19 protein-coding genes, 1 pseudogene and 1 riboswitch are annotated in these 21,239 nt (G+C 40.1%); of the genes and pseudogenes, 13 read left to right on the top strand and 7 right to left on the bottom strand.

Annotated elements, in window-relative coordinates; translation table 11 throughout:
* Positions 1 to 325 precede the first annotated feature (325 nt).
* From ACXJIN_RS00200 to thrB, 4 genes are read left to right on the top strand one after another with little or no spacing between them, the layout of a single operon-like run.
* Entirely contained in the window at positions 326 to 1,042 is a 717-nt protein-coding gene (locus tag ACXJIN_RS00200) for an HAD family hydrolase (RefSeq protein WP_456398469.1), read from the top strand.
* Positions 1,043 to 1,092: 50 nt separating this feature from the next.
* Positions 1,093 to 2,076 carry a 1-aminocyclopropane-1-carboxylate deaminase/D-cysteine desulfhydrase gene (locus ACXJIN_RS00195; RefSeq protein ID WP_456398467.1) on the top strand — a complete coding sequence of 328 codons (984 nt, stop codon included), beginning with the start codon at positions 1,093 to 1,095 and terminating at the stop codon, positions 2,074 to 2,076.
* A 1-nt stretch (position 2,077) separates the two neighbouring features.
* Complete coding sequence (thrC, locus tag ACXJIN_RS00190; RefSeq protein ID WP_456398465.1) at positions 2,078 to 3,118, top strand: threonine synthase; 1,041 nt, start codon at positions 2,078 to 2,080, stop codon at positions 3,116 to 3,118.
* Positions 3,115 to 3,948 carry a homoserine kinase gene (thrB, locus tag ACXJIN_RS00185; RefSeq protein WP_456398463.1) on the top strand — a complete coding sequence of 278 codons (834 nt, stop codon included), beginning with the start codon at positions 3,115 to 3,117 and terminating at the stop codon, positions 3,946 to 3,948. The genes thrC and thrB overlap by 4 nt, the downstream gene beginning before the upstream one ends.
* A gap of 181 nt (positions 3,949 to 4,129) precedes the next feature.
* Here thrB and msrA read toward each other — a convergent pair whose 3' ends face one another.
* Positions 4,130 to 4,651, bottom strand: coding sequence for a peptide-methionine (S)-S-oxide reductase MsrA (msrA, locus tag ACXJIN_RS00180; protein WP_456398461.1), 522 nt, complete (start codon positions 4,649 to 4,651; stop codon positions 4,130 to 4,132).
* 69 nt (positions 4,652 to 4,720) lie between these two features.
* Positions 4,721 to 5,020 (bottom strand): annotated as a pseudogene (locus tag ACXJIN_RS00175) (ferritin family protein).
* A gap of 150 nt (positions 5,021 to 5,170) precedes the next feature.
* Between ACXJIN_RS00175 and ACXJIN_RS00170 the strand changes: the two are divergent.
* From ACXJIN_RS00170 to ACXJIN_RS00135, 8 genes are all read left to right on the top strand, one after another.
* A complete protein-coding gene (locus tag ACXJIN_RS00170) occupies positions 5,171 to 6,265 on the top strand; it encodes an AAA family ATPase (protein WP_456398459.1) in 1,095 nt (364 codons plus the stop codon).
* A gap of 697 nt (positions 6,266 to 6,962) precedes the next feature.
* A complete protein-coding gene (locus ACXJIN_RS00165) occupies positions 6,963 to 8,138 on the top strand; it encodes a MalY/PatB family protein (RefSeq protein ID WP_456398457.1) in 1,176 nt (391 codons plus the stop codon).
* Positions 8,139 to 8,151: 13 nt separating this feature from the next.
* Positions 8,152 to 8,865 (top strand): HAD family hydrolase, encoded by a 714-nt coding sequence (locus ACXJIN_RS00160; RefSeq protein WP_456398456.1) that lies wholly within the window; start codon positions 8,152 to 8,154, stop codon positions 8,863 to 8,865.
* 20 nt (positions 8,866 to 8,885) lie between these two features.
* Positions 8,886 to 9,473 (top strand): site-specific integrase, encoded by a 588-nt coding sequence (locus tag ACXJIN_RS00155; protein WP_456398454.1) that lies wholly within the window; start codon positions 8,886 to 8,888, stop codon positions 9,471 to 9,473.
* A 318-nt stretch (positions 9,474 to 9,791) separates the two neighbouring features.
* Positions 9,792 to 9,921, top strand: a riboswitch (molybdenum cofactor riboswitch).
* Positions 9,922 to 9,932: 11 nt separating this feature from the next.
* Entirely contained in the window at positions 9,933 to 11,732 is a 1,800-nt protein-coding gene (locus ACXJIN_RS00150) for an aldehyde ferredoxin oxidoreductase family protein (protein ID WP_456398452.1), read from the top strand.
* Entirely contained in the window at positions 11,729 to 12,010 is a 282-nt protein-coding gene (locus ACXJIN_RS00145; RefSeq protein ID WP_456398451.1) for a MoaD/ThiS family protein, read from the top strand. Before ACXJIN_RS00150 ends, ACXJIN_RS00145 begins: the two co-directional genes overlap by 4 nt.
* The gene (locus tag ACXJIN_RS00140; protein WP_456398450.1) at positions 12,010 to 12,681 is read left to right on the top strand and encodes a HesA/MoeB/ThiF family protein; all 672 of its coding nucleotides are present in this window, start codon (positions 12,010 to 12,012) and stop codon (positions 12,679 to 12,681) included. The genes ACXJIN_RS00145 and ACXJIN_RS00140 overlap by 1 nt, the downstream gene beginning before the upstream one ends.
* Entirely contained in the window at positions 12,668 to 13,741 is a 1,074-nt protein-coding gene (locus ACXJIN_RS00135; protein WP_456398449.1) for a tungsten cofactor oxidoreductase radical SAM maturase, read from the top strand. The genes ACXJIN_RS00140 and ACXJIN_RS00135 overlap by 14 nt, the downstream gene beginning before the upstream one ends.
* Positions 13,742 to 13,809: 68 nt before the next feature.
* Here the strand turns inward: ACXJIN_RS00135 and ACXJIN_RS00130 are convergent, their stop codons facing one another.
* Both ACXJIN_RS00130 and ACXJIN_RS00125 read right to left on the bottom strand, forming a co-directional pair.
* On the bottom strand, positions 13,810 to 14,493 hold the full coding sequence (locus tag ACXJIN_RS00130; RefSeq protein WP_456398448.1) for a metal-dependent hydrolase: 684 nt from the start codon (positions 14,491 to 14,493) through the stop codon (positions 13,810 to 13,812).
* A gap of 27 nt (positions 14,494 to 14,520) precedes the next feature.
* Positions 14,521 to 15,936 carry a pyruvate carboxylase subunit B gene (locus ACXJIN_RS00125; protein ID WP_456398447.1) on the bottom strand — a complete coding sequence of 472 codons (1,416 nt, stop codon included), beginning with the start codon at positions 15,934 to 15,936 and terminating at the stop codon, positions 14,521 to 14,523.
* 124 nt (positions 15,937 to 16,060) lie between these two features.
* On the opposite strand from ACXJIN_RS00125, the gene ACXJIN_RS00120 reads away from it, so the two are divergent.
* Positions 16,061 to 17,710 (top strand): Rqc2 family fibronectin-binding protein, encoded by a 1,650-nt coding sequence (locus ACXJIN_RS00120; RefSeq protein ID WP_456398446.1) that lies wholly within the window; start codon positions 16,061 to 16,063, stop codon positions 17,708 to 17,710.
* Here the strand turns inward: ACXJIN_RS00120 and ACXJIN_RS00115 are convergent.
* The 3 genes from ACXJIN_RS00115 to ACXJIN_RS00105 are packed head-to-tail and all read right to left on the bottom strand — an operon-like array spanning position 17,707 to position 21,231.
* A complete protein-coding gene (locus tag ACXJIN_RS00115) occupies positions 17,707 to 18,639 on the bottom strand; it encodes an ABC transporter permease (protein WP_456398445.1) in 933 nt (310 codons plus the stop codon). The genes ACXJIN_RS00120 and ACXJIN_RS00115 overlap by 4 nt on opposite strands.
* A complete protein-coding gene (locus ACXJIN_RS00110) occupies positions 18,636 to 19,709 on the bottom strand; it encodes an ABC transporter permease (RefSeq protein ID WP_456398444.1) in 1,074 nt (357 codons plus the stop codon). The genes ACXJIN_RS00115 and ACXJIN_RS00110 overlap by 4 nt, the downstream gene beginning before the upstream one ends.
* 1 nt (position 19,710) lies before the next feature.
* Positions 19,711 to 21,231: an ABC transporter ATP-binding protein gene (locus tag ACXJIN_RS00105; RefSeq protein ID WP_456398443.1), complete on the bottom strand. Its 1,521-nt coding sequence runs from the start codon at positions 21,229 to 21,231 to the stop codon at positions 19,711 to 19,713.
* Between the last annotated feature and the right edge of the window lie 8 nt (positions 21,232 to 21,239).

Raw genomic sequence — 21,239 nt, 5'->3', positions numbered from 1 at the left:
ACGAGATTTAGAAATGAGATGATTTATGCCGGGCTTAGGGATGTTTTCTTTGAAAAGCTGAACGAGTTCAAGATTACTCACAGGCGCTTTAGATAATATTAACTTTCATTTGTTAACTTGGGGACCTGTCAGATTTCCTATAAATATTTCATATTGCTTACAAAATAGAAATAACAAAGTTACCAATATAATAACTCCAAATGCTTTTGTCTGTCAAGCAAAATGAACTTTTACGAGATTTTTTGTCAAAAAAAGCAGAGGGTTTATAATTTAGACCACACACACTTTCAATTTGGATATTTGCATTTCAGAAAGGGGCATTACAATGGCTGTAAGGTTAAATGGAAATGACTTTGATATCGTGGCAAAGGGAGTGGTTTTCGACAAAGACGGCACGCTTACTCAAGGGATGAAAGTATGGAAAAGAATTTTCGAAAAGCAGATGGAAGTGGCAGAAGAAATGAATTTGAATATAGAAAACGAGGCGAAAAGGATATTCGGTGTGGGCATCGAAAAATCGTACATTCCACTCGCGATCGCTTATTCTTCCGAAGAAAAGATTCTTTTGGCGGCTTCCATTTGGATTTCTCACAAGATTCCCTGGGATAAGTGTAGAGAATTGGCAACACAAATAGTTGAAAGGGCTCTGGAGAAAATGACGGATAAGGAGCTTTTTGAACCAGTTGGAGGAGCTCCAAAAGCTGTGAAAATCATTTCTAAATTTGTTCCTGTTGCCATTGCAACCTCTGACTCTCGTGAAAACGTGGAACGTTTGCTTAAAACTTGGAATTTGGTAGAAGATGTTGACTACGTGATCACTTCGCAAGACGTGAAAGCTGGAAAGCCCGCGCCTTTCATGTTGCAAAGAGTGTGTGATTTTTTCAAACTAAAATGTTCAGAAGTGGTTATGATTGGAGATAACGCCGTAGATGTGGAAATGGCTAAAAAGGCGGGAACAAAGGTCATAGCTGTTGGCAATAATTTAGAAGGATCTGATGGATGGATTGAAAACTTCAACAATCTTGAGATTTCAAAGTTTTGAATTTTTCTCTTACACGCGCCAAATGTCAAGCGGAAAGGGGAGATAAAAGAATGGATTTCTTAAGTAAAAGATTATCGCTTGGAATTTTTCCAACGCCCATTGAACCGATGAAGGAAATATCAAAAGAGTTAGGTGTGAATTTGTTTTTAAAACGTGATGACTTGGATGAATTTTTAGGATCAGGTAATAAAGTCAGAAAGCTTGAATTTCTTTTATACGAAGCGAAAAATGAATCATGTGATGTTGTCTTAACCGCAGGTGGCATGCAGTCTAACCATTGTCGAGCCACGGCGTATTTTTCAAAAAGACTCGGAATGGATGTTGAACTCTTTCTTTTTGGTCAAAGTGAAATACAAGGAAATCTTTTAATAGACAGATTGTTAGGTGCAAGGGTTAATCCTATAACACACGATGAATACGATCATATCATGGATGTAATGAATGAAAGGGCCAATGAATTGAAAAATTCAGGAAAGAGGGCTTATATCATTCCGCCTGGAGGTTCGAACGCCACAGGATTACTTGGATATGCAAAGATGGTTGAAGAGCTAAAAATGTGGGAAGAAAGAAACATGTCTTTTGATTACGTGATTTGTGCAACCGGCACAGCCGGGACAATAGGTGGTTTAGAACTTGGAAAACAAATCTACGGGGATGATTTTAAAGTTTTGGGAATAAACGTTACTAAAACCAATGCCTCACAGCTAGAAGAGAAAATGAAAAGTCTTATGAAAGACTTTAATTCTAAATATGGAACGAATTTCAGGCTTGAAGTTCCAAAAGTTGTGGATGGATATGTGGGACAAGATTACGCCATTCCGTCCGATGAAGATTTTGAAGTGATAAGAAAATTAGCGCTAAAAGAGCACGTGATATTAGATCCTGTTTACACAGCCAAAGCTTTTAAAGGTATGGAAGACCTCATCAAAAGGGGAGAAATTCCCCAAAATTCAAATGTTCTTTTCATTCACACAGGTGGAACATTTGGAATTTTCGCTTTTGCAAACCAATTAAAAGATTATCTGGAGGGGTAAGATGAAACTCTTAGAAAAGTACAAAGATCTTTTGCCCATAAGTTCAAAAACTCCCATTATAAGCTTGGGAGAGGGTTTTACCCCGCTTATTGAAACAAAGCATCTGGGGAAAATGTTTGGAATAGATCTTTTTTTGAAGTACGAAGGCACAAATCCGACTGGTTCGTTTAAAGACAGAGGGATGGTCATGGCCATTGCCAAAGCGTTGGAAGAGGGCGCAAGAAGCGTCATATGTGCTTCAACTGGAAACACGTCCGCCTCGGCCGCCGCTTACGCCGCTGCTTTTGATCTAAAGGCCGTGGTCGTTATTCCCGCGGGAAAGATAGCAATGGGTAAATTGGCACAAGCCATGATATACGGCGCAAAAGTCATTCAAGTAGATGGTAATTTCGATGATTGTTTGAACATCGTAAAAAAGGTGAGCGAAGACTATCCTGTCGTTCTGGTAAATTCTTTAAATCCAAACAGGTTGGAAGGACAAAAGACGGCTGCGTTTGAAATTGTAGATGTTCTAGGACGATCTCCGGATTATCATTTTTTGCCAGTTGGAAACGCGGGCAACATAACGGCCTACTGGATGGGATACACTCAATACCACAAAGTTGGAAGAATTTCTTCTCTTCCAAAGATGATGGGATTTCAGGCCGAAGGTGCGGCACCCATAGTGAAAGGGTATGTTGTTGAAAAACCAGAAACTATAGCTACCGCCATACGAATAGGAAATCCGGCAAGTTGGAAAAAAGCTGAAAAGGCAAGAGACGAATCGCATGGAATTATAGACATGGTAAGCGATGAAGAAATATTAAACGCTCAAAGAATGATAGCTTCAGAAGAGGGCATTTTTTGCGAGCCAGCGTCGGCATCGTCTGTTGCTGGAATTGTTAAAATGGCAAAAAAAGGACTTTTCAAAGGGGGAGAAGTAGTTGTGGCAACGCTCACTGGCAATGGACTGAAGGATCCAGACGCGGTTTTGAACGCCACTCCCAACATCGTGACAATTCCAAACGATGTGAAGGCGTTGGTGAAAGAAGTGGGATTTTGAAAAAGATAACGGTTTCGGTGCCCGCAACGGTTGCAAACCTTGGAAGTGGTTTTGACACTCTTGGAGTAGCTTTGGAATTGAGAAATCATCTTTCTATACAAGAAAGCGATGAATTTGTCGTTGTTCAGAAAGGAGAAAAAGTCAATGGAAACGACTTGGTTGTAGATATCATAAAAGAATACTTGAAAACTCATGGCTATCGTAAAAATGTGAGAATAGAAAAGAAAAATTCGATACCAATGAAGAAGGGGCTCGGTTCCAGTTCTGCTGCCATCGTTTCAGCTCTAGGAGCGAGCATGCTTTTTTTAGATGAATTTGATAAAAACAGACTTTTCGAAATGGCGGTTAAAATGGAAGGGCACCCAGATAACGTGGCACCAGCAGTTTTTGGAGGCTTGCGTGTAAGTGGAATGATCAACAACAGAAGTGTTTCTTTGCCGGTAAAAATTCCCTTTAACGTTGTGGAAGTTTTCATCCCTCCTTGTGAAATATCAACAGCTAAAGCGAGAAAAATACTGCCACAAAGTGTCTCTCTATCCGATGCCATTTTCAACATTCAAAGAGTTTCAATGCTTTTGGCTGCGGCCTTTAACGATGAAGTCGATAAATCTTACTTTGATGACAGAATTCACCAAAAGGTCAGACTTTCCTTGTGTGATGAGGTGAAAGATTTTTTTGAAGAGATCTATTCAAAAATTCCAAATCCCGTTTTTTTGTGTGGCTCTGGACCAACAATTGGAGTAATCGGACGAAGTAATATTTCTTCCCTATACATGTGGAAAAAACTTTCACTAAAGGTATCAAAAGAAGGTTTCAAAGTAGAAGGTTAAATCTTTGCGAATAGCGGAAAATTCCAAAGCGTTAGACGCAAGAAGAAAGTTCGTTGTTTTTTCAGGTTTGTGATGGAATTTTGAAAAACCATCTTAATCCCTTTGCAAAAGGGTTAGGATGTATGCAAACTAAACCAACGTTAAATTCGAATAAGAACCCAAAAAAATCATATACCTTTGATTATGAAGAGCTTTTCTTCCGAAAGTCCTCCTTTTTGGAGAGATAGCGATACATTCGAAAATCCGTTGGATATTTAAGATAATAATGTTGATGATACTCCTCGGCTGGGTAGAATTTTCCGAGCGGTAAGATTTTGGTTGCTATTGGCTTGTCGAAGATCATGGATTTTTCCAATTTTTCTTTCGATCTTTCGGCGAGCAGGCGTTGCTTCTCGGTTGAATAGAATATGGCGGTTGTGTATTGAGAGCCTCTATCTAAGAATTGCCCGTTTTCATCTGTTGGATCTATGTTTTCCCAAAAGATTTCGAGCAATTCTTCATAGGAAATCACATCCGCATCGTACCTCAACATCACCGCCTCACGATGTCCTGTGGAACCGGTTGAAACCTCTTCATATATGGGATTTTGCGTTGTTCCACCTGTGTAGCCAACTTTTATTTCGATAATTCCTTCGATCTTTGAAAAGGCGTATTCCATCCCCCAAAAGCAACCGCCTGCGAAAACGGCAATTTCTTCTTTCAATTTTTCCTCCTTTGGTTTACAATATTTTTTATGTATAAATTAGGTTTACCACGTAATATAAACATATTATTAGGTATATATAGGTAAACCACAATCAAATGCCCCTTCTGCATAAAAATCTTCTTCGTCTGGTGCGAGTTCTTTAAGCAGTCTAAGGAATTCTCCGGCGTGCACGCGCTCTTCATCTGCTATATCCCTTAAAACGTTTTGAGCTAGTTTGTTATTTGTGGACTCAGCAAGCTGTGTGTAAAGCTGGAGCGTTTCTTATTTAGCTGCGATCATGAACCTTATAGCCCTTACAAATTCTTCATCGGTAAGCATTTTGCCACTTTTAAGACCTGAAAATGGATTTTCAAATCGGCATAACATTCACCTCCTATTCGCTAATTCCATTATACTCCTTTTAAAGGCTTATACTTCCGATACCAGAAGCTACTTCCGGTACCGGAAGTGATATAATGAACACGAACAAAAAAGAGCCGAAAGTAAGAATGATGACGAATTCAGGTGATAATAATGTTGTTCGATCTTAAGCCTAAAAAGCGAAAAATCGATCTTTTCGATAGAAAAGAAGAGCTTGAAGGGGTGATGGAAGCATTCAAAAAGTTTCCAATCATCCTTATAACAGGCTTACGAAGGGTGGGGAAATCCTCTTTGATACGCGTTTCGATCGCGGAATCAAAATATTCCTCAATTTCTCTGGACGGCAGGCTTCTTTTCATGAATTCTGGCGGAAATATTCGAAAGATGCATCTTGTCAACCAAATTGAAAAAGAGTTGGCGAATTTTTCCAAATCTGAAAAACTGCGTAAATCTCTTAAAACCCTAAAAGGCATATCCATAAATGGTAATTCCGTCTCTTTAGATTGGAAAGAGATAGACATTCTCTCTCTTTTAGAAAGAATAGAGAATTTTGCAGAAAAAAACCGCTCTTACGTTATTCTCTTCTTCGATGAAGCGCAATATTTCAAACATTACGGTTCCAGAGGTGGAAAGGATCTTTTAGCACTCTTCTCGTACGTCTACGAAAATTTTGAACGAATAAGAATCGTCTTGACTGGTTCGGAAGTTGGTTTGCTTCACGATTTTTTGAGCGCGAACGATTACGATTCACCGCTTTATGGCAGAGTTTTAAAAGAGGTGCAACTACAACCTTTTTCAAAAGAGCTATCTATTCTCTTTCTGAAAAGGGGCTTTGACGAGTTAAAAATAAAAGTGGATTTTGATTTGGAAAAAGCGGTAGACATCCTTGGTGGGCTTCCCGGATACTTAGTTCAGTTCGGAGTAAGGTATTCGGAAAAGCGCGATTTTGACACGGCAATGGATGAGACGCTGAAGACCATCACAGGCATGATAAAAGGAGAGTTAGAAGAGCTCAACGGAAAAAGCCGCCGATACGTAAAGGCGTTGAAATACATAGCAAGTGGGGCAGATACATGGTCTAAGATCAAGAACACGTTCACCGCCAATGGCGATATAATTTCAGATTCACGGTTGTTCGAAATTTTGACCAATCTTGAAAAGATGTGTTGGGTGAAAAAGGAAAAAGGAGAAAAGGTAATTTACATCGTTGTCGATCCGATGGTGAGACATGTTGTTTTGTCAAAATATTGAATGGTCTCTTGTGTTGTAACTTATATTTATCGAACATTCATCCGTGAGTGCTTCGCTTTCTCAACACATTCGTGTGTTTCCCAACCTCGTTTTATGAGTCATCAGATGGAGAGTTCATAAGTGTTGGTTTGCGTTTCAAATTGGCATAAAGAACTTTCATTGAGCAAGTTGTTTTCCGATTAATTTCTTAAGACGCATAAGCAAGATTGAGATGGTAAATGTTGAATGGTGAGTGGTGAAAAAGTGACAAGGAAAGATCAAAAAAGTGGAAGCGTTTAAACGGCCCTCAGAGCGGAGAAAACACCATTTCATATAATTTTATACATGAAAAAGGAGAAAATTGTCTTAAAATCGATTTTTTGAATTTTGGACCGTTTTTTCCTGGCCTTTAAGTAAGCTGAATGGGGTGGAAACTTCTTTTTTCATCAAAATGAGACGAAAAATCCTCAAAAAATGCCTTCAAGAAAAGTTCCGAACGATCGATTTTTTTCATTTTTTACAAATTCAAAAAATTCCTTTGTTCATAAGGCTTTAGAGTGCTATAATTTTGGTGTGTGAATTTAACACAATTGCATTGTGTTAAATTCAGAGAAGGTGGATGTGATCGTAAAATCGAAAAAAGGAGAACGCTTTTTTCGAAAAACGGATATAATATCCCGAATCAAAAAAATACAAAAATATGGAAAGGACATTGAACATGAAATACAACTTCGATGAATACGTTGAAAGAAGAAACACAAAAAGCGTTAAATGGGATGGAATGGAAGAAGTATTCGGAACAGAAGACGCGTTACCCATGTGGGTGGCAGATATGGATTTTCTATCACCGCCAGAAGTCGTGAACGCTTTGATCGAAAGGGCAAAACATGGTGTTTACGGCTACACCTTGAAGGATGAAGGTTTTTATGATTCTTTTATTAAATGGGTTAAAAAGAGACATAGCTGGGAAATAAAAAGAAAATGGATAGTGGCAACGCCGGGAGTCGTCTCCGCAATTTCTTTGGCGATATTGGCTTTCACGAAGCCGTCAGATGAGATAATCTTGCAACCACCCGTATACTATCCCTTTTTCCGCGTTGTTTCAGGATTGGGCAGGAAGATCGTTTACAATCCGTTAAAATTCGAAAATGGAAGGTACACGATGGATTTCGACGATCTTGAAAGAAAGATAAACGGTAAGACGAAGATGCTTATACTCTGTAGCCCGCAAAATCCCACAGGCAGGGTATGGACTGAAGAAGAATTGAGCAAATTGGGAAATATATGCAAGAGAAACGATATTCTCATCGCTTCAGATGAAATACACGCTGACATAGTTTACAAAGAGTACAAACACACTCCAATTGCTTCCTTGAGCGACTTTGCAAACAACACGATAACCTTCATGGCACCTAGCAAAACGTTCAACATCGCTGGCTTGAACACCGCCATGACCATAATTCCAAATGAAGAACTACTGAAAAGTTTTTCCATGATGCTGGAAAATATAGGTCTCGGTATAGGAAACGTTTTTGGCATAACGGCGAGTCAAGCCGCCTACGAAAATGGGGAAGAATGGTTGGAAGCACTCTTGGATTACTTGAAAGAAAATCTGGAATTTTTGAAATCGTTTGTCGCGGAACGAATGCCACAAGTGAAGGTTGTGGAGCCGGAAGGCACCTATTTGGTGTGGCTGGATTTCCGTTCTCTGAATATGAGTGATGAAGAGTTGAGAACGTTCATGCTGGAAAAGGCCAAAGTCGCTCTGGACGATGGGTACATTTTCGGGCCTGGTGGAAGTGGCTTTCAAAGAATAAATATCGCAACACCGAGAATAATTCTAAAGCAAGGATTGGAAAGGATCGAAAAGTCGATCAAATCTTTAGGATATTGAGAGATGATTGGCTTTGAAGAGTAGACCTTACCTTCTTTTTGATGCTGGTGGGACTTTAATTTTTCCGAAATTTGACTGGATTTTGTCCTTAATTTCAAAAAAGGGAATAGAGGTAAGCATTTCCGAAGTTTTTAAAAAATTTTCACAGATGTACTATAAAATTGACGAAGCTCTAAAGGAAAAAAGAACCCCTTATGATGGCTTTGACATTGTAAAAGAGTGGTTAGCAAGTTTAAACCTTCCTGAGAGTATTCTCAATGAATTGGTTTCGAAGATAATCGAGGAAGATGAGAAAAATGGATTGTGGACTTACACATTTGATGGAATCAAAATAGCTCTAGAAATTATGAAAAAGAACGGATACCATATGTCGGTAATCTCAAATTCAGACGGTAGAGTTGAAAAGATGCTTGAAACTGCGGGACTAAGAGAATACTTTGACAGGGTTTACGATTCGTATCTGGTTGGCGTTTCGAAACCAGATAAGGGAATATTTGAATTGGCGCTTAAAGAGCTTTCACTAAAACCTCAAGACGCTCTGTTCGTCGGTGATATGTTTTACATAGATGTGCTTGGTGCCAATTCGTGCGATATACCCGCTTTACATATCGACCCATTTGGATATTACGAAAAGTGGGAAGGTGCAAGAATCAAAGGCGTCAAAGAGCTTCCCAATTTGCTTGAAAGAATTGATATGAAAGATAAAAGCTTCTTTCCGTTTAAATGAAATTATGTGGGGGAAAAGACATGAGGGAAGTTAATCCTATAAAGGATATTAAGAAAATACGACGTGTGAAGCGCCTTATGAAAAAAGATGGAAATTACCGCGATCTTCTCATGTTCACGTTGGGTATAAACGCCGGTTTAAGAATATCCGATATCTTGAACATGAAATGGAAAGACTTGCTCATGAAAGACGGAAGAGTAAAAGACGAGGTAAGGGTTAAGGAGAAAAAAACCGGTAAAACCAAGATTTTCCCTTTGAATGGAGCGGTTAAAAGAGCGATAGAAGCCTACATTGGAAATTCGAAGAACATTGAATATGGTTCCTACGTTTTTTTAAGCAGAAAAAGAACAAAAGAAGGTAAACCCCGGCCTATCAGCAGAGTTGCCGCATGGCAATCGATAAACAAATACTGTAAAATGGCTGGCATAGAGCAAAATGTGGGCACTCATACCTTGCGAAAAACATTTGGTTATCACCAATACAAAAACGGCACGGATATAGCCATGTTACAAAAAATGCTGAATCACTCAAGCCCCCAGGTAACTTTAAGGTACATAGGAATAGAACGGGAAAAACTCAACGCGCGTTACAAAGCGGTTGAACTATAGTTTACTAGGTAAATATGGGTAATAAAACATTTTATATTAGTTTACCATACTTGAGAAGTATACTAAACATGATAGATATATGCATAGATGTTCTTTTCATTTTTTGTGAACTACGCGCAAGTTGGATTATGAGAAAATTTTTTAAAACTTCTATCGTTCTTCTTAGGTTGAGTGCTTTTTTGTCAAATATTTTCATATGAATTCGCGGATTGACAGTGTTCTTACTAACAATTACATAAAGAATAAAATAAAGTTTAACTTTCTTGACTTAAAGATTTTGTTTTAGATTCTTTTGTAAAAAATGTAATTTATATGATAAAATATCATCACCTCCGAGTTAAAATTCTAAAGGTTTACATTCTGCAAAACCCATGAATTTTTAACCAATGGGTTGGAGGGGAAACTTTCCGGCCTCCCGTGTTTGGAAAGGAGAGTACTCTTTTCAAGGGGGTAATACGTGTGAGCTACACGGGCAAGCTTCTGAGGGTGAATCTCACTGACAAAACTTCGAAAGTTGAACAAATCGATGAGAAACTCTTTAAACTTTATCTTGGAGGACGTGGGTTGGCATCTAAATTTTTAATGGATGAAATCGATCCCAAAATCGATCCGCTTTCTCCGGAAAACAAACTCATCTTCGCAACCGGCCTTCTAACGGGCACCACCGCTCCAACGGGTGGAAGATATATGGTCGTCACTAAAGGGCCACTAACGGGGACGATTGCATCAAGCAACTCCGGTGGTTTTTTCGGTGCGGAGTTGAAATTTGCAGGCTACGACATGTTGATAATCGAAGGAAGGGCTGACAAACCGGTTTATATTTCCATCATGAACGGAGATGTTGAAATAAAAGACGCGTCTCATCTTTGGGGAAAAGACACGTATTTCACCACAGATACGATTCTAAAAGAAGTGGGAGATGAAAGGGCAAAAGTTTCCTGTATAGGCCCCGCCGGTGAAAATTTGGTCCTGATTTCTTCAATTATAAATGATAAGGGAAGAGCTGCCGGCAGAACCGGTGTTGGAGCGGTTATGGGAAGTAAGATGCTGAAAGCCATCGTTGTAAGGGGAAATAAAAGGCCGGAAGTGAAAGACAAAGGCCAGTTCTCCGAAGTCGTGAGAGAAAAGATAACGACGTTGCGTTCCAATGGCATAACGGGCGAAGGCCTTCCGAAACTTGGAACGAAAGTCCTTGACAGCATAATAAACGCAAATGGCTTGTACCCAACGAGAAATTTCAATAAAGGTACGTACGAATACGTCGAAGAGGTAAACGGCGAGGCTTTAGTCGAAAAAGGATATCTCATAAGAAACAAAGCGTGCTTTGGATGTCCTATAGCGTGTGGAAGGGTTGTAACCTTGCCAACCGGTGAAGAGGGAGAAGGTCCAGAGTACGAAAGTGGTTGGGCATTTGGTGCCGACTGTGGCGTTTCTGATCTCGTTTCCATAACAGAAGCGAACTTCCTTTGCAACAAACTTGGGCTCGATACAATTTCAACAGGTTCCACAATCGCTTGTGCCATGGAACTGTATGAAAAGGGGTATTTGAAAGATGAAGAGATAGGAAACGCGACAAAGCCGCGTTTTGGAAGCTCCGAAGCCATCGTCTATTACACGAAAGCGATAGCGTACCGTGAAGGGCTTGGCGATAAATTGGCAGAAGGCTCATACAGATTTGCTCAAGCGCATGGGCACCCAGAGCTCTCAATGAGCGTTAAAAAACAGGAAATACCTGCTTACGATCCAAGGGGAGCGCAGGGGCATGCCTTGGAATACGCCACTTCAAACAGGGGCGCTTGCCATGTAAGAGGTTACATGATTTCACCGGAAATTCTTGGCGTTCCAGAGAAATTGGAAACGCAGAAGCTTGAAGGAAAAGCGCAATGGGTAAAAACATTCCAGGATCTGACATCCGTCATAGATTCAGCTGGATTGTGTCTTTTCACTTCTTTCGCACTTGGTGGAGACGATTACGCCGATTTGATAAACGCGGCAACCGGTTACAACTTGAGTACAGAAGAAATGATGAAAATCGGCGAAAGAATATGGAATTTGGAAAGAATCTTCAATCTTGAAGCCGGCCTTGATCCAAAAGAGGATACCCTACCAAAAAGATTTTTGGAAGACCCGCTTCCGGACGGCCCACAAAAAGGCGCAACCGTCAAGCTAAGCGTGTTAATTCCAGAATACTACAAAGTAAGAGGATGGGACGAAAATGGAATTCCCACCGAAGAGAAGAGAAAAGAGTTGGGACTTTGAAGTTACACGTTGAATTTTACTCAACGCTCCGACTTGATTTGAAGATAAAGAAATTGGAATACGAAAGCGATAGAGAATTGACGGTGGAGCAGTTGCTCCACCGCCTTTCACTGGATGTAAATTCAGCGATATACGGTAAACTCGTAAGAGGTGGTCAACCCATAAAGGGAACCAACATCCTTATAAACGGCAAGAGCTTTTGGCATCTTAATCTGCTTGACACGCCTCTTCATGATGGAGACAAAGTGCAAATATTCCCTCCTGCGGCGGGTGGATGATGAGCTATTCGAAATACTTCGCAAGACAAATTCCAGTTATAGGAAGAACATGCCAGGAAAGGTTGAAAAAATCCAGCGTTCTGATTGCAGGGATGGGTGGTTTAGGCTCAACCGTTGCCACCATTTTGACGAGAAATGGCATACCCAGCTTGTACGTTGTGGATGATGATGTGGTGGATGAAACCAACATACATCGTCAAATTTTGTACAACATCGAAGATGTTGGAAAGAAAAAGGTTGAGATTGCGAAACAACGGTTGGAAAAAACAGGCTTCTCAACGGAAATCCATCCCATTTTCCAAAAGGTTGAAAAGAACTTTCGCATTCCAAAAGTGGACGTCGTGATCGATTGCTTTGACAACGCCCGTTCTAAAACATTGCTGAGTGAACTGGTGGCAAAAGAGTCCATACCTTTTGTACACGCTGGCGTGAATGGATACGTTGGCCAGATTTTAACGTTAAAGAATAAAACCTTATCCGATGTGCTTTCCTTTCCGGAAGATGTGAAAGAAACGCCAGCACTTTTGCAAGTGATCTCTCTGGTGGCTTCCATCCAAGCAATGGAAGTGGTAAATCTCATATGTGAAAAGCCTAACAATTTAATTGGGAAGATACTTTTCGTTGACTTGCTTGATTACGATTTCGAGGTGGTAAACGTTGAAAACGTATAAATTCAATCTCAGAGATGCAGAGGTAACATTAAAACCTGATAACGACATAGAAAAAGTGTACATAGAGCTTTCTTCGGATTGCAATCTGCACTGTGAGATGTGTTTCAGAAATTCGTTTGAGGAAAAATTTGGAAAGATGGATTTGAAGACTTTTTACAACATTTTTGACGGCCTTAAAGATATGAAAAAGATAAAAGAAATCATTTTCGGTGGGATTGGAGAGCCTTTAACAAACCCAAACTTCAAGGAGATGGCAAAGTTCGTAAAAGAAAAAGGCTACAAACTCTTGCTGGAATCTAACGGCTACCTCATAACCGATGAGATGCTGGATTTCTTTTTTTCCATATCGTTGGACGAATTCATATTTTCGGCAGAGCCGGGAACGGCTGGCCACGGCGCTTATTCGTGGATATTGAACCTCACCAAAAAGATCTCCGATCGCATCGCGCGTGAAAAGCTTGGAAAGCCGGTGGTAACCATTCAAACTGTGCTTTCCACGAAAAACGTTCACAACATAGAATCTTTTTTTCAAAAATTCGTCGACGCTGGTGCATCAAGATTCATACTTTCAAACATAATCCCAACATCTGAAAAAGAACTTTCGCTTCCGCTTTACATCAATCCAAAAACGGATATGGAGAATCGCATATCCAGAAAGATAACGGGAAAAATCAGCACGAATTTGCCATATTTTGAATTGAAAACGGAAAGGTATTGCAATTTCATACAAAACAATTCCGTGGTTGTACGCTGGGACGGTGAAGTTGCTCCGTGTTATAGGTTCTTGCACACTTACACGGAATACGTTTATGGATTGAAAAAGCAAATAAAAGCTGTGAGCTACGGGAACGTAAATGAAAAAAGCCTCTCGGAGATATGGAAGTCGGAAGATTTTTCGTACTTTCGCTTTAAAGTTAGACACGCGCTCTTTCCCTCGTGCACAGATTGCAGACTGAGAGATGGATGTGATTTTGTCACTTCTTCCGAATACGATTGTTGGGGGAATTCTCCATCGTGTGCCGATTGCCTTTGGTGGAGAAATTTGGTGATATGTCCTTGATTTGCGTATCGTAAAAAACGAAGCGCCAGCCATCAGTAAAAGCGGCGCTTCGTTTTTCGTAAAACCTTTTATATTTCAAGTGTGTCTCCACCCTTCATGACAACGCATTGCACACCTATCTTTTCAACTTCATTTTTAAAGTACTCTACATCGGCTTTTATAATGTCCCAGGTGTTGTAATGAATTGGAACGACTTTTTTTGGAAGGATGAACTTCACAGCCCTGATAGCATCCTTTTCATCCATTACAAAATTACCGCCAATTGGTAAAAACGCGACATCAACTTGTTCATCTTTTAAAAGTTGCATCTCAACGGTTAACCCGGTATCGCCCGCATGGTATAATTTTTTCCCGTCAGAATCTATTAAAACTCCAGCGGGCATGCCAGCGTAGATGATCTGGTCTCCCTCGCTTACAGATGAACCGTGAAAGGCCGGCGTTAATTTGATTCTACCAATATCAAATGTAAAAGCTCCTCCTATATGCATCGGATGCGTTTGAACGCCTTTGCTTTGAAGGTAGTTGCACAGCTCAAAGTTCGAAATAACGGTAGCGTTGTCTCTTTTTGCTATTTCGACCGTGTCACCTACATGATCACCATGACCATGTGTTACCACCACGTAGTCAATCTTTGGAAGCTCTTTAACGGATATGGGACTTTGAGGGTTTCCGGATATGAAAGGATCTATTATGAGACGCTTCCCTTTAGATTCGATCAGAACCACTGAATGGCCCAAGTATTTTACGTTCATTCAAAATCCCTCCTTTTTTCAATTTAATCATGAAACGGGGTATACAGTTACATCAGGAAACTCTTTTTCATTTTCATCGACTATGTCAAAATCAACTTTTATACGAGCCACATATTTCTTTTCCAGAAATTTCTTTGCCACTTGTGGAAAGATGGCGTAACTCAAAAGATCTTCTTCGCTCTGTGCCAACACGCCTATTTCTTCTCTTAACTTATCAAGAGCAGGTTCAAGAAGATCTGCGGGTCTAACGGTTATTGGCTTTTCATCGCCCAGAACTCTCTTCATAACATCCGGATCAATTGGAGCCGGTGGTTTTCCATACATACCCTTAACATATTTCTTTGTTTCGTTGGTAATTATCTTGTACCTTTCACCACTTAAAACGTTTAAAACCGCTTGAACTCCCACTACTTGACTGGTAGGAGTAACGAGAGGCGGGTATCCAAGCTCTTTCCTAACACGTGGCATTTCCTTCATGACATCATCATACCTGTTAAGAGCGTTCTGCGATTTCAATTGACTGACCAAGTTTGAAAGCATTCCCCCGGGCACCTGGGCTTCCAAAACTCTGGTATCTATTCCCTTTAAAGAAACATCCGTGTCTTTGTGATTTTCCCTTACCTTGGCAAAATGTTTGTTGATCATGGAAATCTTTTTCATATCCAATTCCACTTTTAAATCTTTCGCATCTCTCAACATAGTGGCAAATGGCTCCACTGCAGGTTGGCTTGTACCGTAGGCCAAAGCGCTTGTCGCTGTATCCACAATGTCAGCCCCTGCCTCTATTGCAGCGTAATAAGCCGCATCGGCAAGACCTGTAGTGAAATGGGAGTGAAGCTCAACTGGCAATGAAAATCTTTTTTTCAATTCTTTTACCATCTCATAAGCCATTGGGGCTGTTAAAAGCCCTGCCATATCTTTTATGCATATGGAATCAACGCCCATATCCACAAGTGATTTTGCGAATTCCATGTACTTTTCCACGGTGTGTACGGGACTCGTGGTGTAACTTATGGCTCCTTGAACGTAGGCTCCATACTTTTTCGCTATTTCAATGGATTTTTGAAGATTTCTCGGATCGTTTAAAGCATCAAAAACCCTTATCACATCTATACCGTCTTCGATCGCTTTTTTTATGAATAATTCCAACACGTCGTCAGGATAGTTGGAATATCCAAGAATGTTTTGTCCCCTTAAAAGCATTTGAAGTTTGGTGTTCTTAACTTTTTTTCTTATGGTTTTCAACCTTTCCCATGGATCTTCGTCCAGGTACCTCATGCAAGAATCAAAAGTGGCTCCTCCCCACATTTCAAATGCTCGATAACCAACTTCATCCATTTCTTCTAAAACCGGGACCATTTCGGAAGTTTTCATTCTTGTGGCAAGCAATGATTGGTGGGCATCTCTTAAGGTTGTATCCATGAATTCGATCTTCCTTGCCATCTTTTCACCACCACTTTTCAAAAAATTGTGAATTCAAAAACACACTTGATATTATACCATTCACTTCTTAAATCTTACTTCAAGGTGATATCATAGCTTTGAAATCGGAAAGAAAGGTGATCAAATGCCGTACGATGCGCTAATCGTTTCGAAGATAGTAAAAGAGATAAAGACCCCTACCTATCTTACAGGTGTCCATCAAGGGAAAAAAGGCACTGTAATTTTTTCTCTAAAAGAAAATGACTTGATTTTAGACGTGAACGTTTGGCCACACATTCACGTTAGCGAAAAGGCTGAAATATCAAAAGATAACCCAATTCCATTCGTTTCAATATTGCGTTCTCATTTGAAGGGTGGAATTCTCACCAAGGTTGAGCAAGTTAATTTTGACAGAGTGGTAAAATTCACCGTACAGGTAAAAAATCTCATTGGAGAGGTGGAAACATTTGAAATTTACCATGAAGTTACAGGCGCGTTTGGAAATTTGGTTTTGACAAAAAATGGAATGTGTGTGAGCGCTTTCAAAGAGGTAATATCCGAAAGAAGAATCATAAAAAAGGGTGTTAAGTATGAATTACCTCAAGAAAACAGAAAATACGTGGAAGAAATCGATTTGAATTCTTTTGAAGATCCTTCAGAGAAGCTATACGTTTTCCTGGTAAAAAACGTGAGAGGTTTATCAAAAAAGAGTGCCATAGAAATAACCAAGCGTGCCAACGTAAGCTTTGATAGCAGCTTAAAAGGGTTGGACATTAAAGAGAAAGAAAGGATACTCACAACCTTAAAAGCGGTATTTGAAGAATCAAAAACTGATGGCGCTTACGTTTCAGTTGAAAATGGGATTTCTAAGGATGTATTTGCATTCAAACCATATGGTGAAAAGAAACGTTTTGAAAGTGCTTCAATGGCCATCGAATGTTTGCTGAAAGAAAAGAGAGAGCATGGCATTTTTGAATCTAAAAAATCGGAACTCCTTAAAAGAGTAAGACATTTGGTCTCAAAAACGGAAGGCACTTTAGAAAAGATCAGAAAAGAACTCCTAAATGTGGAAAATGCTGAAGAATTCAGAAAATATGGCGAACTCATAGTTTCTCAGCTTTACTCTTTGCCAAAAAGGGCGAAATACGTTGACGTTACAGATTGGACGAATAATGAAAAGATACGTATAGAATTGGACCCTCGTTTAGACGTTTCAAAGAACGCAAATCATTTTTTCGAGATGTATTCAAAAATAAAGAAAAAAGAGGACGGAATCAAAAAAAGACTTAAAATAATGGAAAAAAGGTTGTTTTACTTTCAACAACTCCTGGACGATGTTCAAAATGCCTCTTCAATTGAAGAGATTTTTGAAATTGAAAATGAGTTGATCATCGGAGGTTTTTTAAAGAAGAAGAGAAAAAAGAGAATTAAAGCTTTAAAACATTCTAAACCTTTAGAAGTGATGTACAACGGTTTTAAGATATTGATAGGAAAAAACAACATTCAAAACGATCGCATAACGACAAAGATAGCCTCGAATGAAGATCTCTGGTTTCACGCTAGAGAAGTACCGGGCGCTCATGTAATAGTCGTAAGTGCAGGAAGGGAAATACCAGATGATGTTATAGAAATAGCGGCCTCTCTGGCCGCCGCACATTGCAGGTATAAAGATTCTCCCTGGGTTGATGTTGATTACACTAAAATAAAATACGTTTCCAAGCCCAAAGGAGCAAAACCCGGTTTCGTTCTGTACAAGAAGTTCAAAACCATCCGGGTAAAGCCTTACAAGGATTAGGTTTTTTCTTCTCTTGAATATGGTACGCCCAATGCGCTTGGGGCACCAAAGCGTTTTTTCATCTTTTCACTCGAAGTGAAAAGCATGACCAATACGGTAAAGAGATATGGGAACATTTTCATTATGTTTGGTGGAATTGGCGTTTGTGTAACTTGCAATCCAAACTGTAAAACGCTTATTCCGCCAAACAAGTAAGCGCCTAACATGGCAAGAAGGGGATCCCATATGGCAAAAATAACCAACACTACCGCTATCCAGCCCCTTCCAGCTGTCATGTTTTCAACCCACATTGAAGTGTACGCCAACGAAAGATACGCTCCTCCTAAACCAGCTAAGGCACCACCTATTATCGTGTATATGTACCTCGTGAGAGAAACGTTTATTCCCCTCGCATCGGCGGCGCCTGGCGCTTCTCCAACAGCGCGTAAGTTCATGCCGTATTTCGTCTTGTACAGATACCACCATATAAATGGTGCAAGCACGTATCCAACATATACCAAGGGGTCTCTGTTAAAGAGTATATTTCCAATGAAAGGTATATCGGCCAATAAAGGAATTTTCACGTTTACAAAGCTGACTGATTGTATTCCGACAAATCTTTGCCCCCAAAAGCCACTTAAACCAGCTCCCAAAAAGACAAGGGCAAGTCCGCTTACAACTTGATTCACCTTTAGAGTAATGGAAACAAAAGCGTGTAACGAAGCCAATATGGCCGCGGCTCCCATGGCCGCCACAACCGCAAGCCATAAATTTGATGTCGTGTACGATACGGCGAAACCCGTGAAAGCTCCGATTAACATCATACCCTCAACACCAAGGTTAAGTATTCCAGATCTTTCTGCCAATATCTCTCCAAGTGTTGCAAAGAGAAGAGGGGTTCCAGATCTTATTGCTCCAGCAAAGGTGGAAGTTAGTATATCATGACTCATGTTCTCACCCCTTTAAAGCTTATCTTGTAACGAAGCAAAGCCTCACCTGAAATAAGCGAAAACAAGACAAGACCTTCAAAAACGCTTACAAGTGAAAATGGAATCTGAAGGAAGAGCTGAATTTGTTGAGTTCCAACCAATAATCCTCCAAAAAGAAACGCGACCGCAATGGCTACAAATGGATTAAGGCGCGCCAACCACGCTACGATTATAGCCGTGTAACCGTAACCTGGAGAAAAATTCGGTTGTAAACGAAAGAGCACTCCACTCATCTGCATCATGCCACCCAGCCCAGATATAGCTCCACTTATTGCCAAAACGGCGATCGTCATCTTTCTGACGTTTATTCCAGAGTACTTCGCAGCGATGGGATTGTCACCGACAATATCCATATGAAAGCCAAATTTCGTTCTCTTTAAAAGGTAAAAGACGAAAAAAGAAGTCGCTATGGCCAAAAATATTCCAAGATTAAGACCATCAGATGTGTATTGAGGCAAAATCGCTGCCTTTGGAAATGTTGCCGTTATAGGAAAATTGTAACTTCCCTTTCCTTTCCAGGGACCGTACACCAGATAATTAACCCAATAAATCGCTATGTAATTGAGCATCAAAGTGCTGAGTATTTCATTGACTCCTAGTTTTGCCTTCATCCAGCCGGCCGCCGCTCCCCAAGCGCCGCCAAAACCTGCCGCGAAGGCTGCCAAAAGCGGGAGCATTAGCCACGGACTGGAGATACCTTTGAATAGGAAAAGAGCACCCCATGTTGCCGCAAAGGCTCCCATGTAAAATTGACCTTCGGCACCTATATTCCACAGTTTCATTTTAAATGCTATTAACACGCCAAGCGAGGTAAACAACAAGGGCATCATGGATATTAGCGTTTGCGTCAAGCCGGCGACTGTGCCAAACGGCCAAGAGGTGAGTTGAACGTAAGCATTTATCGGGTTTTTCCCCAAAGATAAAATTATGAGTCCGAGTATCGCTAAAGAAATCAAAACTGAAAAAACAGACATTAAAAACACAGAAAGTTTTGTTGGATCGTTTTTCCTTCTTTCTATCTTTAGCCTCATGCTATCCTACCCTTTCCTTTTTAATTCCAGCCATCATCAGACCAATTTCTTCAAGATGCTCCTCATCAGGTTCGCTGTAGCCAACTATTCTTCCTTCGTACAACACCGCGACTCTGTCTGAAAGGGTGAATATTTCTTCCAAATCTCCAGCTATTAAAAGAACAGCGGCTCCATTTTCTCTAGCTTTAATTAAAATCTTATAAACAGATTCCATGGCTCCAACATCCAATCCCCTTGTTGGATGAACCGCTATTATCAATTCTGGATTTAACGTTAATTCACGAGCTAAAACGATCTTTTGCATATTTCCACCTGAGAGATATTTAACGCTTAAATCAAGCGAAGAAGTGGCAACATCGTATTCTTTTACCAAAGCTTCAGCTGGCTTCTTTAACGAAATTGGATTAAAGAGATAAGGATTGAAATCTCCCTGTTTTGAAGTGAAAATCTTTAAAAATAGATTGTAATAAAGCGGTAAATTTCCGCACAGCGCTACACCTTTTCTATCTTGAGGAACATATGCAACTCCGTGATTTATACGACTATGAACGTCAAGTGGTTTTAACTTCATACCATCTATTTTGATTTCACCAGTGTAATCTCTTAAGCCATATATAGATTCAGCCAATTCCCTTTGACCATTACCCGCAACTCCAGCTATTCCAAGAATTTCTCCTTTATGCACTTCTAAACTCAATCCATTTACCGCAAATGGTCCTTTATCACTTCTCGAATACAAATTTTTCACGGAGAGTTTTAAATCCCCGGTCTTCGGAGGACTTTTTTCAACCCTTAAAACCACATCTCTTCCCACCATCTTTCTTGCGAGTATCTTTTCATCCGCTTCTTCTCTCAACAAAGTGTCCACAACTTTGCCATGGCGCATAACCGTTATCCTATCTGAAATTTCAAGTACTTCTTTTAACTTATGGCTTATGAATATCACCGACGCACCGTACTTAACCATTTCCTTTATCGTTTTAAAGAGCCCTTCTGCCTCTTGAGGAGTTAAGATTGCGGTGGGTTCATCAAGTATCATTATCTGGGAATTCATGTACAGCAATTTTAAAATTTCCACTCTTTGCTGTTCACCAGCGGATAACTGCCATATTCTGCTCTCAGGCTTCACATCCAGACCAAATTTCTTTGAAAGTTCTCTCAGTCTTTTCTTTATTACGTCTATTCTCGGAAAGAGATGAAATTCTTTAAGACCTAAAGCTACATTTTCAGCCACGCTAAATGATGGCACCAAGCTGAAATGCTGTTGAATCATTCCAATTCCATATTCAATTGCTTTGTGGGGAGACGTTATATTCGCCTTTTCACCGTTAACGTATATTTCCCCTTCGTCAGCTTTGTATATTCCATAGATGATGTTCATCAAGGTGCTTTTTCCCGCTCCGTTTTCTCCTAATAGCGCGTGAACCTCACCCTTTTTAAGGGTGAGGTTCACGTGATCATTTGCCAAAGTTCCTGGGAATCTTTTAACGATATTGGATAGTTCGAGAACGTTTTCACTCATGCTTTTCA

It is taken from the genome of Mesoaciditoga sp., from assembly GCF_054006115.1.
Note: the sequence above shows the minus strand (reverse complement) of the source record. Positions and strands in the feature narration are given on the sequence as shown.